We start from the raw sequence: 14,804 nt of genomic DNA, 5'->3' as shown, positions 1-14,804 counted from the left end.
TATTCGGAAACTGCGAACAAAGGTCATGGATCGGCTGGACACGATGCGGCTCTTCGTCCGCGTTCTGGAACGGCGCAGCTTCACCGCTGCCGCCGCCGATCTCGGCCTGCCGCGTTCAACCGCGACGGAGGCGATCCGCCGGCTCGAAGAGCATCTCGGCGCCCGCCTGCTGGAGCGGACGACGCGGCAGGTGAACGCCACGCAGGATGGCGAGGCCTACTATCAGCGCTGCCTGTCGATCCTGGCCGAGATCGAGGATGCCGAGGCCGCCTTCCGCAACGCAGAACCCTTCGGCCTGCTGCGCATCGACGCCAGCACGCTGCTCACGCGCACCTTCCTGCTGCCGCGCCTGCCGGAGTTCTTGGCCCGCTATGTCAGGATTGACCTGCAGATCGGCCAGAGCGACCGGCTGGTCGACCTCGTGCGCGAGGGTGTCGATTGCGTCATCCGCGTCGGCGAGCCGCCTGACAGCGGCATGATCATGCGCCGTCTAGCGATGATCCGCGAAATGACTTGCGCCAGCCCGGCCTATCTCGAACGCCACGGAATACCCGCCTCTCCCGACGCGCTCGACGGCCACCAGGCAGTGGGCTTCGTCTCGTCGCGCAGCGGCGAGGTGCTCCCCTTCGAATTCACCGTCAACGGCAAGATCCGCGAAGTCCGATTGCCCGGCCGCGTCGCCGCCAACAATTCCGACACCGCCGCCGATCTGGCGCGGCTCGGCCTCGGCCTCATCCAGGCGCCGCGCTATCGCTTCGAGAAGGACCTTGCCGACGGCACGCTAGTCGAAGTGCTGGCCGACTACCCGCCATCGCCGACGCCGCTGTCGGCGCTCTACCCACAGAACCGGCAGCTCTCGCCGCGCCTGCGCGTCTTCCTCGACTGGGCCGCGCGCATCTTCGCCGAGGCGAACCTTTAAGAGCAAGTCCAGGAAAAGTGTGTAGCGGTTTTCCCGGGAAAAGCGCGTAGCGCTTTCCCTTGGGAATTGCGTCAAAACAAAGAGATAGGGATGCAGCCATCGGTTCCGTTGCCCATCATGGGTACCTCGCCGCTATCGACCTCACCGACGAAACCGTAGGTATTGAAGCAAAATGGCACTATTCTGTGCGGTCTGGGGTCTTGGAACAAGCGGATGGATTTCAACACGGGCCATGGCTACCTCCTCATTGGCGGCCTTATCCTGGTCGGCGCCGGGCTGCTGATCCTGTCGCTGATCGTCAATCTTCGCGTCGCCCACAGCGTGCGCGACGATGTGCGCCATCGCGAAAAGCTGCTCGAATATTACCGCAACATCTTTTCACAGCTGGGCGTGATCCTGATCGGCATCGGCGTGTCGCTGTTCATCTTCTTCTTCCAGCAGAACTATCAGGACCAGCGCAGGCGCGAGACGGAACTGCAGCAGGTTCTCGCCAAGCTGGCGGCGCGCATTGCCCGCGGCGCCCCCGTCGTCGGTTCGCTTGGCGAATTCGACACGCTGCTGGATGAAGGCGGGCCCTATGTCAGTCCGGAGCTCGGGGGAACGAACGCCGCGGTCAGCGCGCAGGGAACCGAGCTCGGCAAGCAGGTCGCCGAGATCCTCCTGGTCGAGCGCGACGTCGATATCAGGGACTTCGATATCCTGAACCTGTCGCGCGATTTCGAATCGTCGTCCGTCGTCAACGAGCTCGATCCGACGCTGTGGTTCAACATCGTGCGTGACGAGAGCGAGGTCAAATACGCCACCACCCAGCTCGCCCTCGACTACAAGGACCTGCAGGACGCGATCGGCGGCGAGCCGGTCGAGGTCGCGCTCGCCGATCCTGAAAAACAGCGCAAGATCAAGCATGAGGTGCTGGACATCTTCTACGATGCCGACCTGCTGCGCCAGCGCAGCAGGCGGTTTCTCGGCCGCGCGTGCTGGCTCTTGAGCGACGGGCGCGGCTTCGTCAGCCTTCGACCGATCGATGTGATCGAGGCCGATGTCAGGTCGCACCAGGAATGGATCGAGCGCTCGAAACCGCTACTGACGCAGGCGAAGTCGGGCAGCGGTGATTGCTTCAAACTGCTCCGGTTCGGCCAGGGGTCGTGAGGTGGGAGCGAGCGGGCAAGGCCCACCGCTTTGGTGCCAACACCCAATCACTCTCAACGACCGGGTTCGACCCATTGCGGACTCTTAGTTGCGGGGGGCGCTTGACGCGATCCGCCCCCTGAGGCGCCCTTCGTTTGTTGCTTGGTGAATGGCGGCTTTGCGCCTCATTTCGGTCGCAGTGATCGTAGTCTGTGAATCCTGAAAGCAGTCACTGTCGGCGACACGAGGAGGGCCGCGGGACCGGCGACCGTTCCGGCGCCGCCGCCGATGGATCATGCACCAAGCCCGTTCGCGTATTTTCAGGCAGTGGATTCCGCTATCTGGCGTTGAAGCTCGATTGTGCGTGTGCAGCTTTGACGCCGCTGTCGAACTCCAGAACCGCAATATTACTCATGAGCTTTACGATACGACCGCCGTTCATGTTAAGATCGGTTCTTGACTCGCCTATGTAGCTCTTTCAACTGCTGGTCTCGTAGCATCAGTCTTTCAACATAGGTGCGGCCGACGGCAGACTCCGCCCTTCTACATTCTCTCCATGATAATTTTTCCTGAACACCCGCTGCCGGCTCCAGTCCCTTTGAATTTGCCAGTTCCGTTGCTACCTTTTATGACACCAGTCAGGGTGTTCCCGCCTCTTTTTCCTTTATCAATAAAGGAATGCTTTATATTTACTGCGCCGCTGCTAGAAACACTTCCAGTAAATCCGGAGCTAGACGATACTTTGCCGTCACTTATGACGACATATGTTGAGAGTTCTCGCCAGTCGCCGCAATCCGTTGTGGCTCGTCTGACTAATTTCCATGTGCCATTGAAGGCGCTTAGCCTGCTCGTCTGAGGCAGACAATGATCGCCCTGCACCACCATTCCGTCTTCACAAGCAAGCGGGCAGATACGAGTTCCGACCGCCTTTAGTTTTTCCAGAAGTGCCGCCGTCGGTTCCAACGATGCAAGCTTGACACCTTGCCGGTCGGCATAGTCTTGAAGTGCTTTGCGGCTGCCTAAGCCCCATTTGCCGTCGGCATGGCCGGCCAGGCACCCCAGGCGAACCAGTTCCGCTTGAGTAGCCAGCGTAAGTTCGCCAGAATTTATGTCGCCTGCCGGTGACCGCGCCAGCGGGTCGGGGTGTTCAAGGCTTGCGACTTCCGTCCCCTTGGCGCGCTCCGTCCCCGGCCGGTGCGCCACCTGTCGTTCCGTTTCGATGCGCTTGTCGATCGCGTCGATCTTCAACTTCGCAAGGGGTGCAAAAGCGCCCCCCGGAAATTGCTGCAAATACGCCTCGAAGAAGCTCTTGTCGGTCGAGTCCTTGATAGTCGCCCAATATGCAAGTTCGACTGCATTGTCCGGCAACGTCGACTGTGAAGTGGGGGCAGATGCCGCCTTCGGTTCCGTTGCGAGAGGCTCCAACACTACCTCGCCCGTGAGCGAAGAGTTCTCCCAAGGCACTTGCTTGCCATCTGTCGCAGCCAGCACATCGCGGCGCACATCGATGAGGTCGCGCATGATATCGTGCCCCGGCGTGCCGAGGTGAGCGACCAGTGCAGTCGTGAATGGAGAATTCCGCCCCGCTCCGTCCATGGCGACATTGCCCGGTTGTGTTGCGAAAGCTATGAGCGAGCCGACTCCGCTGCCAAGCCTGGCCAGACCCCGACGCACGGAACCGGAGCGCGTCCCCATCGAGCGGGAAAGCTTCTCGGTGAACGGATTGTCCCGGCAAGCATCTAGGAAGATGAGGTTGACCTTGGTGCTGCGCTCCATCGCTGAAAGTACGAGGTCGATCGGAAGGGCCTCAAAGTCGAGGTCGTTGTAGCTGGACAACTGTGCATCGACCGGCACCATATAGTTGCTGCCATTCACCTGCAGGCCGTGTCCGGCATAGAAAAAAAGTGCCATGTCGGCACCGTCGAGCTTCTCCAAGAACTGGCGGACCGTGCGACGCATTCCCGCCAAGTCGAGGTCCTGGTCGCTCACGACCTGAAAGCCAAGGCTTTCAAGTTTGGCAGCTATGTCGGAGGAATCGTTCTTCGGATTGGCTAGTTGGACGGCATGCTGGTAGGCCGAATTGCCAATCACCAACGCAACGCGTTTCTCGGCGACTGCGTGTCCCGAAACAGTGGCAAGCAATAGAACCAAAAGAATGAAAGCGCTGCGCATGGCAGAAACGGCTCCCCAAGGGAACTGTAGCAGAGGCTAATGCAACCGAAAAGAGCTATGCCCCCGGGGCTGCGGACGAGTGGCCCGCCACAATTTGCTTGATGCGCCTGAACGGGTATGCTGGCTGTGAGCATCGCTTCACTGGCACTAAGGATCTGTTTCGGCGTGTGGACACTTAGCCGAATCGTCAGCGTTCGGCGAAATGCGATCGCCGCATCGCTCGCCTATTTGATTCTGCTGGCCCTCTCGACTGCTCTCGTGTCACCGCCATTGGAGAATATCCTGCGCGACGTGATGATGGTCTCTATCTCGCCGTTCACCCATCCTCCACCCAACATTGTTGTGGTCTCAATAACAGAACAGACCCTGGCGGATTTTCCATACCGCTCACCACTGGACCGTGCCTTCTTGGCCGACATCCTGGCTCGGATCGAGTCGGCCCGCCCTCTTGCCATCGGCATCGACCTGCTGTTCGACCAGGCAACAGAGCCGGAAAAGGATGCCCGCCTCGAAACTGTCATCGAAACCGCCAGTGTGCCTGTGGTGATCGCCTCGGCTTCGCGGACTGACGGCCTTACCCAAAGGCAATCCGACTTTCTAAACGCGTTCGCTCCGTCGGCAAAGCGGGGCCTTGCAGCATTGTTGCATGACAATCTCGACGGCGTGGTCCGTGGAGCCTTTCCCGGTCGAGAAGGCGACGGGGCCTGGATGCCAAGCTTTGCTGCTGTGATCGCAGCATCAACCGGCGTTGGTCGCGGCCACTGGCCGGAGGAGATGGTCTACTACCGCACGGCGAACAGCTTGCCCTTCAGCTTTCCAACCTATCCGGCACAGGCCGTTCCGCTGGCACCGCTCAGCTGGTTCGAGGGGAAATATGTTCTTATCGGTGTAGATCTACAGCAAATAGACCGTCATCCGACACCGTTCGCGTTGTTGAGCGGCGCGAAAATCGGTGTCCTCCCTGGCGTCGCGATCCACGCCCATTCGTTAGCCAGGCTCGTGTCCGGGAATCGGATAACGACCCCTTGGCCTGCAGTGGGCTATGCGCCAATGCTTCTTGTCGGGCTGTTCTGCTTGTGGATCGTTTCGCGTCCGATCCCGGTGGTCTTCAAACCTGTCGCGGTCGCTTGTGCGGTGCTGCTGGTGTGGATCGGTGAGGCGTGGGCCTTCGCGCGGTTCGCAATCCTCGTTCCGATGGTCGCCCCTGCATTGCTTGTGGTCGGCCTGTCGGCGTTCGTTGGCTTCCTGGCTTGGAGACGGGACGCCAAGGCTCGCCAGTTCATTCAGAACGCGTTCTCGAAATATGTCAGTCCGGCCGTTGTTGCAGCGATTGTCAAGGAACCCAACGCTCTCCATCTCGGTGGCGAGAAGCGTGAGCTCACCTGTGTATTCACGGATGTCGAGGGATTTACGTCATTCAGCGAGCAAGTCGCGCCAGAGGTGCTCGCAGATGTATTGAACGAATATCTGAACGGGCTCTGCGAGTTATTTATCGAGCATGGTGCAACCATCGACAAGGTCATCGGCGATGCGGTGGTCGGCTTCTTCGGGGCTCCGGCAGCACAAAATGACCAAGCGGAGCGGGCGGTGTCTCTGGCACTTGCTGTGCAGGACCACGCGCAGCGGCTGCGAGAGAAATCGGCACGACGGGGCCATTCACTCGGATCCACCCGCATAGGTATTCATGGCGGGCCGGCAATCGTCGGCAACTTCGGGGGAAATCGGTTCTTCAATTACACAGCTATTGGAGATACTGTAAATGCCGCAGCCCGGCTTGAGGGAGCGAACAAGTATATCGGCACCAAAAACTGCATCAGCTCCGAAGTGGCGAGGCAGACGACGCGCTTCCTGTTACGCCCTGCTGGAGTTCTACACCTTAAGGGCAAGAGCCAAGGCATCGAGGCTTTCGAGGCAATGACACGTATTCCAGAAAATAAGATACTCTGCGAGGAGTATTTGAACGCGTATGCCCTACTTGCCGCAAGGGATACGCGGGCGATAGCGGCATTTAAGGTATTGGTCAAAAACTACCCGCAAGACGGCCTGATCGCTTTTCACCATAACCGTCTTGCAAGCGGAGAGTTCGGAGCAGACATTCATCTTGTCGGGAAATAAGGTCATCGTGACATGAGCCTCCGGCGTTCGACCTCGCAGATCGCCTCCCTGATCGTCGCGACGACCGTCCTTGTGACGACGCAACACGCGGCAGCCGGCAGCCAGTACGTGGTCCTGTCGACTCAGCCGATGGTGGATGAACTGCCGCCCGGCAAGCTCTTTATGCCAAGCGACGTCATCAACGTTCCAGCCGGTACGGTCGTCACTCTGCTCGGCGAAGACGGCAGCGTGAACGCGCTTTCGGGTCCAAGTTCCTTCGTGGTTACGGAGGATGCATTGACGTCCGGCAGTTTACAGGGGACTACCAACCCGAACGAAGGGCCTTCAAAACTTGACCTGATAGCGGTCCTCTTGGCGAATGAGCGCAAGAGAACGGAGTCCATCGGCGGTTCGCGCACCACTACCGACTATTCCACTCCGAGCGGACTCGACGACCCTTGGGCAGTGTCCATCGAAGAATCCGCCCCTGGCTGCATCCGCGATGGTGAAATGGTTCTAGCGCGCGCGGGCACAGGTCAGAGCGCGGTTTTCTCGATTCGCATCGGCGACGGTGAGCCATTCAACGGCATAGTCTGGAGCGCCGGCAAGCTCACTTACTCTCTTCCAGACCGTATTCCTCCCGAGGTGAAATCTGTTGTCGTCGAGACCAACAAGACATCGGCGTCGATCGAAATTAAAACGTTTCCAAAGAACGCCGTTCTTGAAAATCCGCTGGAAGTTCTTGGATGGATGGTGAGCAGCGGTTGCAAACGCCAAGCGTTGGCCTTGGTGCGTCAACTTGCGACAAAACAGCGATAGGTTATTGGCCAGGAGCCAACGCCGCGAATGCCGGAGCGACTGGCTCTACTGTGCGGCGGGCGGTGGCGGCGCGCTCGGCAAGGCGGCCCAGGTGATCGTCAGGACCAATGAAAGGGCGCCCAACTCGAACTTTCAGGCAAGCAGGTAGGCCTGCAAGTCAATGCCGATCTCAGCGGTATGGCCATCACGGTGAAGTAAGGCCCGTCGCTCCGTTCGTTTTGCCTGCAGTTGGCCCACTACGCTGAATACAAAGGTCGGCTTTCTGGCTTTATCATCTCGGAAGCAGACGTTCCGCTTGCGGCCCCGTCCCGGCCGTTGAGAAACGCACGTCCGAAGAGCTACTTCTGGCGCAATGTGCTTCGCTCTAACAGCTGAGCCGAACGGCAACTCCACCCTGTCGGCCCTTAGTCACCCACCCGCCGCAGTGTGCCGAGATGGTTGTCGTCGAGGAAGCCGATGGTCATGGCCGACGCCTTGCCGTTGGCGCCGACGACGAAGCTCACGCCGGTCGGCCTGTCCGGCGTCTCGGCATCGGGGAAGGTCAGGAACAGATCGCCGTCGAAATGCGTCAGTGAGTAGGACCGGGCGCCGGCCGGGCCGACCTTGAGCACAAGGCTGTCTCCCGCGCTCGCCACGACAGCATCGCCGATGAAGTCGTTGGTGTAGCGGCCTGCATAGGCACTGGCCGGTGCGGCCGGCCTTGCCGGAGACGGCGGCGTGGCATAGGTGGCCTTGGCCGCTTCGACCACCGGACCGAACATGCCAGCATAGATGCCGTCCCACGCCTTGATCCAGTCCTTCTCGACCGAACCCTCGAAAACGAGATCGGCAAAACTGTCGGACAGCCCCTCCGGCACCCCTGTCGGGAAAGCGTTGGCGAGGATGACGATGCCAAGCTTCTCCTCCGGGAAGATCGTCACCAGCGTACGCGCGCCGACGCTGAAGGCACCCGCATGGCCCCAGCTCAAGCCATGGCGGCCGAATTCGACATTCCAGCCAAGGCCGTAGAACGATGCGCCGCCCGAGACAGGGTTCTTGCCCCGCGTCATCAGCGGCACATGCGTTTGATCCAGCGCATCGGCGGCAATCAGCGTCTTGCCGGCGTAGACCCCGTTGCCGATGATGAGGCGCACCCATTGCGAGAGATCGCGTGCGCTGGAACTGACGCCGCCCGCGGGCGCCTGCGCATCAGGATCACGCTTGATCTTCGCGGCCCAGGCACCATCAACCTTGATATGCAGCGTGGCACGATCGGCGTGCTTGACGAAATCGGCGAGACGCGAACTTGTCGAGGCCATGCCAAGCGGACGATAGAGCTTCTCCTCGGCGACCTCCTCCCACGGCTTGCCCGCCGGCATGGCGGCCGCGATCGCGCCCTCGGTCAGACCAAAATTGCTGTAGGAATAGCCGGCGCGAAAGCTCGACGATGGCGGCACGAAGCGCAGGCGATGCAGGATTTCGGCGCGATCATAGCCAATGTCCTCGAGGTCGTCTCCGGCGGTGCCCGGAAGCCCGCTGCGGTGCGAAAACAGGTCGCGCACGGTGAGTTGGCTGGTCGGATAGGGATCGGCCAGCCGGAAGGCCGGATCGAGGTCGGTGATCTTCGAATCCCAGGACACGATCCCGTCGCTGACCAGCGCCGCTACCACGGTGGCGGAGACCGGCTTTGAAAGCGAGGCGATCTGGAACACAGTGTCCGGATCGACGGCCTCCGGCTTGCCGGCCTCGCGATGCCCGAAACCTTTCAGGAAGACCACCTGGTCATCATGCACGACCGCTATGGCGAGACCTGGCACGCCACCTTCGGAGACGGCGGTTTGCGCCAGCGCTTCCAGCTTCGGCAGGGCGGCAGCGATGGCCTCGGGCGTGACGGGGTCGGCCGATGCGGTATGGGGCCAAAGCACCATCACGGCGATGACGGCCCAAATCCTCAAATGCCAAATCCTCAAATCACAGAGATTCCGATCAAGCCGCATGCTCGCGCCTCCCCTCCGTGCATTCATCCGACAACAGTACAGCCTGGCGCCGGCGAGGCCAATGCTGGCTCACCTCTGAACTTTCGCCGCAATCGACCCGCGCTGCGTTTTCGGGCAATCTCCCGGCGGCGCATCCATGGGGAGATGATGCGCCGCCGAGGGAGGATAGCCATGACCAGGACGCCAGCAGCCAGCCTGCCGCGCTATGAGGATGCCGTTGCGCGCTTCCGCATCGAGGATGAAGTTGCCCGGCTGCACGGCGACCCGGCAACCGGCATCAATGCCTATGTCGAATGCTGCGGCCGCCATACCGGTGAAAACCGGCTGGCCTTGCGCGCGATCTCCACCGGCGGCGAGTTGCGTGAATTCAGCTTCGATGATCTCGCTGATATGTCGGGCCGCGTCGCCAACCTGCTGAAGGGCGCAGGCGTCGGCCCTGGCGACGTTGTGGCCGGCATGCTGCCGCGCATCCCGGAACTGGTGGCGCTCATCCTCGGCACCTGGCGCATCGGCGCCGTCTATCAGCCGCTGTTCACTGCTTTCGGCCCGAAGGCGATCGAACACCGCCTCGGCTACAGCGGCGCCAAGCTGGTCGTGACCAATCCCGCCAATCGCGGCAAGCTCGACGAGATGGAGGCTTGCCCGCGTGTGGCAACCATCCTTGGCGCCGGCGATACCCTGCTCCAGGGCGACGTCGACTTCCGCGCCGCCCTCGCCGCCGCCTCCCCCGATTGCGAACCCATCATGCGCAAGGGCGATGACCTGCTCATGATGATGTCGACTTCGGGCACGACGGGCCTTCCGAAAGGCGTGCCGGTGCCGCTCAGCGCGCTGCTCGCCTTCGGCGCCTATATGCGCGATGCGATCGGGCTGCGCCCCGACGACATCTTCTGGAACATCGCCGATCCCGGCTGGGCCTATGGCCTCTACTACGCCATCACCGGCCCTCTGCTGCTCGGCGTCGCCACCACCTTCAACGAAGGCGCTTTCACCGCCAAGAGCACATACGACGTCATCGAGCGGCTCGGCGTCACCAGCCTGGCGGGCTCGCCCACCGCCTTCCGTCTGCTGCTTGCCGAAGGACCCGAGGCCGCCACCCGCATCAAGGGCCGGCTGCGTGTCGTCAGCAGCGCCGGCGAGCCGCTCAACCCGGAAGTGATCCGCTGGTTCGACGCCCATCTCGCCGCGCCCATTCACGATCACTACGGCCAGACCGAGAATGGCATGATGGTCAACAACCACCATGGCATTGCGCATTCCGTACGCGCGGGCTCCGCCGGCTTCGCCATGCCGGGCTACCGCATGGTGGTGCTCGACGAGGTCGGCAACGAGCTCGGCCCCAACCAGCCCGGCATTCTCGCCGTCGACATCGCCAACTCGCCGCTGCGCTGGTTCGACGGCTACCACCAGGAGCAGACGCCGGCGATTGTGGGTGGCTACTACCGCACCGGCGACACGGTGGAATACGAGCCGGACGGCTCGGTCTCCTTCATCGGCCGCGCCGACGATGTCATCACCTCGTCCGGCTACCGCATCGGCCCCTTCGATGTCGAAAGCGCGCTCATCGAACATCCCGCGGTCAACGAAGCGGCGGTGGTCGGCGTGCCCGACCCGCAGCGCACCGAAATCGTCAAGGCCTTCGTCATCCTGGCGCCCGCTTACAAGGGCAGTCCAGAGCTTGCCGAGGAACTGGCCCAGCACGTCCGCAAGCGGCTCTCGGCGCACGCCTATCCGCGCGAGATCGATTTCGTGGCGGAATTGCCGAAGACGCCGAGCGGCAAGATCCAGCGGTTCCTGCTGAGGAAGGCGGAGGTGGAAAAGCGGAAGGGGTGAAAGGGCCACAACGCCACGGCTGATCTTCAGCCGAGGCGCCCACGAAACAATGTGGTGCCGTCTGTCAGGCGCGACCTGGAGATATCGCGGAATCCAGCCTCCGTCATCCACGCGCGATACTGGCCTTCCGTGTAGGATTCGCCGTGGCGATAGAGGTTCAGGAAGGTGAGGTTGAGAAAGACGCCCTCGTGCGGGCCGAGGCGGTCGTCATCGACGACACCCCACCCGGCAATTGCGATCTCGCCGCCAGCGTTCAGGCAACGCGCCGCGTTCAGGATCGAACTGCGCGCCTGGTCCGGCGGAAGGACCTGGACGACGGCCTTCAGGATCGCCAGATCGTGCCGCCCGATCGACGGCGCGATAGTTATGTCGCCTTCTTCGACGACCACGTCATTGGCGCCGTATTCGGCCAGGATAGAAGGCGCGACCGCTGCCACCGTCGGCAGTTCCATCAGCGTCGCCGCAATCCGTGGCCACCCCTCACGAAGCCCGACGAGAATGGTCCCGGCGCCGCCGCCGATATCGATCACCGAACGGATTGCCGAGAGGTCGATCTCCCGGGCCAGGTTGCGGCCGAAAATCACCCCGCCTGGTGCCAGCATGCGGCTGAAGGCCGCCGCGGACTCAGGCCCCGCTTCGGAAAAGTCGTGCAGCGCGGCCGGCCGCTTCTGTCGCAACGACTCCGCGGTCAAGAGGTCGGCTCCCCAGAGCTCGCGCAGCAGCGCATGATCGCCGCCGCGATAGGCGGGCTTCGACGCATCGAGGAAGGCCGACGCTTCGGCTCCGTTGCGAAACTGACCATCCTTGACGTCGAGGAGACCGATGCTGGCGAGCGCGTAGAGGAGCCGCGACAGACGATCGGGCTCAACGTTGAGCGCGGCCCCAAGGCTGTCGGCAGTCGCGGCATCGCCACCAAGCCGGGTGAAGACGCCAAGGTCCAGCCCGGCTCGAAGCGCCAGTGCGGAGGGCACCGCTGCGATCAGCCTGTCGATCCGATCGGAATCCACCATGTCACCTCCCCTTCCACGGTCCAGGACCGGCCTCGAAGCAGCTCCCATAAGATTAGAGCGAACCGTCCTCCGGAAAGTGAAGACACAATCATGATTTCGCGTGGCCGACGCGACGAGGCGGCCGTGGCCGGCGTGCCCCGCCTAGTGAATTGGTCGCAGCCGCTTGGCGGCTCCGCCCACGGCAGCGCGGAAGGCGGCATCGAAGTTTACGCCGGCGATCTCCCAGCTTGCATCTTTCGCCCAACTTGAATCGTTCGCATTGAGGGGTAGCCGCCAAATAGCATGCCAGCCCGGCTCGTTGGTTTCCCAATCAAGCCGACCGACCAGGATCGCATCGGCGCCCAATCTGGATTTCAGCGTCATCAACTTGTCAGCCGGAATTGCATCAATGCTCTCAGGCGTGACCGCTGCCGCCGCCAGATCGGCTTCGTTCGCGAACATCACAGGCATCGAGAAGCGTGCCGAGGCATCCTCAAAGCTTGCGCGCATGTCGGAGCCATGGGCGCCATCCGCCGCGAGCATATAGCTGCGCGCCATATCGGTGACTTCGAGGACGATTGCCAGCTTCGGGCGCGGGCCGAGCCACGGCTTCTCACCCAGCGCCGCCATCGCATCGTCCATCCGCTTTCGGTCAAACTGGAAAGTGAGGTCAAAGGGGCGGTCGTGTGTCCCTTGCTCGTCATGGATGGGAATGCCGAACATGCGATCATGATACGTATACGACCAAACCATGGCAGTGGCCTTGATAGCCAACGAAGCGAAGACCGGATTTTGCGCAATATCGGGATTTCCCGTCAGCTTTTGCGCCGCCAGTTCGAATCCCTGTGGAACGGCGGGGATGCGTGTTTCCTCACGATCTCCGGTGACAATCAGGCTTGAGCGATAGAGAACATCGTCATCCGCCTGCGCCAGGTTCGAGAATGCGAACCACGCCACCAGCGTCAACGAGATGGCCTTCATGGACGCCTCCCAGCCGCTTGAGTAACCGCATAAACGGTTACATATTGGATGGATGGAATCAACTGAATTTGTCCGCACCTACCTCTCGCCGCTCGGCCCCATGCGCATGTTGGGCGGCGCGCCCGCGCTCGACCTTGCAAACACTTTGCACTGGCGTGACGGAAGCGAGGTCGATTTCATTCCGACCTATCAAGACATGTTGGCCTTTTGCGCTCCTGCCCAGTTGCTGTCTGAAGACGAGGGGCGTGCGCTGAAGCGCATGGCGGGACATCATGGAAGCGCAGCCGGCAAGGTGCATCTCGAGGTGCTGAAGCTGCGCCAGGCCCTCAAATCGTGGCTCACTGTTTCGGCACGAAATCTGAACCATGGAATGGCGCCCGGGGAATTTGCCTTGCGCCAGATCCAGGAGGCGATAGCGCGGGCGGGCGGCACAGCCGGCTTTGGCGAAATTTTGAAGCTCACATCCGCTTCCGCGAATGAGGCCATTCACTTACCCCTGCGCCGGTCCGCGGCCGCTGCCGCCATGTTGGTGCTATTTCCGCCGGGAAACGACATCCGGCAATGTGAGGCCGACCATTGCGGCGGCTTCTTCATAAATGACAGTCGCTCGAAACCGCGGCGCTGGTGCTCGATGGATGGTTGCGGCAATCGTGCCAAGGCAGCGCGCTATCGCCTGGCACACCGAAAATCCATTGCGTAGCATCCGCCCAAGGCGCACGCTCTTCCAAGGACGTTGCGTGACTGTCACGGAGCGTTCCTGCGCCTGACGATCAGCTTTCTCATGCGATGTGATATGAGCGCCCGCCGGCTTTTGGCGGGCTTTTTGTGCCGGGAAGCTCTCGGCCGGCAAGGGAGGTGCCCACCATGGAAAAGATCATTCTCGACTGCGACCCCGGCCATGATGACGCCATCGCCATCCTACTGGCGGCGGGCAATCCGAAGATCGACCTTCTCGGCATCACCACGGTTTCGGGCAACCACAATGTCGAGAACACCACCCGCAATGCGCTTTCCGTATGCACCGCCTATGGCATCAAGGTGCCGGTGGCGAAGGGCTCTCCCGGTCCGCTCATCATCGACCAGGTGCTGGCCGTCGAGATCCACGGCGATACCGGGCTCGACGGCCCCGATCTGCCGCCCGCCTCGTTCGACCTCGACAAGCGCCACGCCGTCGACTTCATCATCGACACCGTCATGGCGCATGAGCCGAAGACGGTGACGCTGGTGCCGGTCGGTCCCTACACCAACATCGCGCTTGCCGTGCGCAAGGACCCGCGCATCGTCAGCCGCGTGAAGCGGGTCGTCGCGATGGGCGGCAGCTACACGCGCGGCAACATCACGCCCGCGGCGGAGTTCAACGTCTACGGCGACCCGGAGGCCGCCGACGTGGTGTTCCGGGCGAATTGGGACGTCACCATGGTGGGGCTCGACCTCACCCACCAGGCGCTGGCCACCCCGGACCTGCAGGACAGGGTGCGCGCCATCGGCGGCCCGATGGCCAAGTTCATCCTCGATATCTGGGAGTTCATAGCGACCACGCATGGCGGCTTGCTGCAGATCGAATATCCCGCCATCCACGACGCGTGCTGCGTCGCGGCGATGATCGACCCGACCGTGTTCACCACCGAGAAGGCCGACATCCGCGTCGAGCTTGCCGGCCGCTGGACCAAGGGCATGACGGTCTGCAATTTCGAGAAAATGGGTGGCATGCACCATTTCGGCGGCACGGCGAGCGAGCAGACCGACTTCCGCCACGCGGTGGCGATGAAGCTCGACCATGCGAAGTTTTGTGATTTGATCGTGGACGCGCTGGACCGGTTGGTCAGGCAGAAGGGGTGATTGAATCATTGTCCGAATGAGCGGTCACCGCCGGTTCCTCTTGGACTTTATCAA

Annotated in this window: 11 protein-coding genes; 7 read left to right on the top strand and 4 right to left on the bottom strand. The window is 61.8% G+C overall.

Translation table 11 applies throughout. From position 1 onward, the window contains the following. Nucleotides 1-25: 25 nt before the first annotated feature. Nucleotides 26-919 carry a LysR family transcriptional regulator gene (locus AC1D05_RS30755; RefSeq protein ID WP_477446014.1) on the top strand — a complete coding sequence of 298 codons (894 nt, stop codon included), beginning with the start codon at nt 26-28 and terminating at the stop codon, nt 917-919. Between the two features lie 213 nt (nt 920-1,132). Beyond that, nucleotides 1,133-2,068: a hypothetical protein gene (locus AC1D05_RS30750; protein WP_477446012.1), complete on the top strand. Its 936-nt coding sequence runs from the start codon at nt 1,133-1,135 to the stop codon at nt 2,066-2,068. A 522-nt stretch (nt 2,069-2,590) separates the two neighbouring features. Here the strand turns inward: AC1D05_RS30750 and AC1D05_RS30745 are convergent. Next, the gene (locus AC1D05_RS30745; protein ID WP_477446010.1) at nt 2,591-4,219 is read right to left on the bottom strand and encodes a caspase family protein; all 1,629 of its coding nucleotides are present in this window, start codon (nt 4,217-4,219) and stop codon (nt 2,591-2,593) included. Between the two features lie 126 nt (nt 4,220-4,345). On the opposite strand from AC1D05_RS30745, the gene AC1D05_RS30740 reads away from it, so the two are divergent. Continuing rightward, entirely contained in the window at nt 4,346-6,334 is a 1,989-nt protein-coding gene (locus AC1D05_RS30740) for a CHASE2 domain-containing protein (RefSeq protein ID WP_477446008.1), read from the top strand. A gap of 12 nt (nt 6,335-6,346) precedes the next feature. Next, a complete protein-coding gene (locus AC1D05_RS30735) occupies nt 6,347-7,132 on the top strand; it encodes a hypothetical protein (RefSeq protein ID WP_477446006.1) in 786 nt (261 codons plus the stop codon). 404 nt (nt 7,133-7,536) lie between these two features. On the opposite strand, the gene AC1D05_RS30730 is transcribed toward AC1D05_RS30735, so the two are convergent. Further along, nucleotides 7,537-9,108 carry a serine hydrolase gene (locus AC1D05_RS30730; protein ID WP_477446004.1) on the bottom strand — a complete coding sequence of 524 codons (1,572 nt, stop codon included), beginning with the start codon at nt 9,106-9,108 and terminating at the stop codon, nt 7,537-7,539. A 171-nt stretch (nt 9,109-9,279) separates the two neighbouring features. Between AC1D05_RS30730 and AC1D05_RS30725 the strand changes: the two genes are divergently transcribed. Beyond that, a complete protein-coding gene (locus AC1D05_RS30725) occupies nt 9,280-10,941 on the top strand; it encodes an acyl-CoA synthetase (RefSeq protein ID WP_477446002.1) in 1,662 nt (553 codons plus the stop codon). A 26-nt stretch (nt 10,942-10,967) separates the two neighbouring features. Here the strand turns inward: AC1D05_RS30725 and AC1D05_RS30720 are convergent, their stop codons facing one another. Both AC1D05_RS30720 and AC1D05_RS30715 read right to left on the bottom strand, forming a co-directional pair. Beyond that, nucleotides 10,968-11,951 carry a methyltransferase gene (locus AC1D05_RS30720; RefSeq protein ID WP_477446000.1) on the bottom strand — a complete coding sequence of 328 codons (984 nt, stop codon included), beginning with the start codon at nt 11,949-11,951 and terminating at the stop codon, nt 10,968-10,970. Nucleotides 11,952-12,092: 141 nt separating this feature from the next. Then, entirely contained in the window at nt 12,093-12,911 is an 819-nt protein-coding gene (locus AC1D05_RS30715; protein WP_477445998.1) for a DUF2066 domain-containing protein, read from the bottom strand. A 52-nt stretch (nt 12,912-12,963) separates the two neighbouring features. On the opposite strand from AC1D05_RS30715, the gene AC1D05_RS30710 reads away from it, so the two are divergent. Both AC1D05_RS30710 and AC1D05_RS30705 read left to right on the top strand, forming a co-directional pair. Then, nucleotides 12,964-13,611: a CGNR zinc finger domain-containing protein gene (locus AC1D05_RS30710; protein ID WP_477445996.1), complete on the top strand. Its 648-nt coding sequence runs from the start codon at nt 12,964-12,966 to the stop codon at nt 13,609-13,611. Between the two features lie 164 nt (nt 13,612-13,775). Further along, nucleotides 13,776-14,750 (top strand): nucleoside hydrolase, encoded by a 975-nt coding sequence (locus tag AC1D05_RS30705; RefSeq protein WP_477445994.1) that lies wholly within the window; start codon nt 13,776-13,778, stop codon nt 14,748-14,750. Nucleotides 14,751-14,804: the final 54 nt, after the last annotated feature.

Source organism: Mesorhizobium sp. P2_E9 (assembly GCF_056403815.1).
This window is presented reverse-complemented; position numbering and strand designations above follow the sequence as displayed.

Coding starts and splice junctions, on each gene's coding strand:
- AC1D05_RS30755 (WP_477446014.1), top strand. CDS start 26: ATGGATCGGCTGGACACGATGCGGCTCTTCGTCCGCGTTCTGGAACGG.
- AC1D05_RS30750 (WP_477446012.1), top strand. CDS start 1,133: ATGGATTTCAACACGGGCCATGGCTACCTCCTCATTGGCGGCCTTATC.
- AC1D05_RS30745 (WP_477446010.1), bottom strand. CDS start 4,219: ATGCGCAGCGCTTTCATTCTTTTGGTTCTATTGCTTGCCACTGTTTCG.
- AC1D05_RS30735 (WP_477446006.1), top strand. CDS start 6,347: ATGAGCCTCCGGCGTTCGACCTCGCAGATCGCCTCCCTGATCGTCGCG.
- AC1D05_RS30730 (WP_477446004.1), bottom strand. CDS start 9,108: ATGCGGCTTGATCGGAATCTCTGTGATTTGAGGATTTGGCATTTGAGG.
- AC1D05_RS30725 (WP_477446002.1), top strand. CDS start 9,280: ATGACCAGGACGCCAGCAGCCAGCCTGCCGCGCTATGAGGATGCCGTT.
- AC1D05_RS30720 (WP_477446000.1), bottom strand. CDS start 11,951: ATGGTGGATTCCGATCGGATCGACAGGCTGATCGCAGCGGTGCCCTCC.
- AC1D05_RS30715 (WP_477445998.1), bottom strand. CDS start 12,911: ATGAAGGCCATCTCGTTGACGCTGGTGGCGTGGTTCGCATTCTCGAAC.
- AC1D05_RS30710 (WP_477445996.1), top strand. CDS start 12,964: ATGGAATCAACTGAATTTGTCCGCACCTACCTCTCGCCGCTCGGCCCC.
- AC1D05_RS30705 (WP_477445994.1), top strand. CDS start 13,776: ATGGAAAAGATCATTCTCGACTGCGACCCCGGCCATGATGACGCCATC.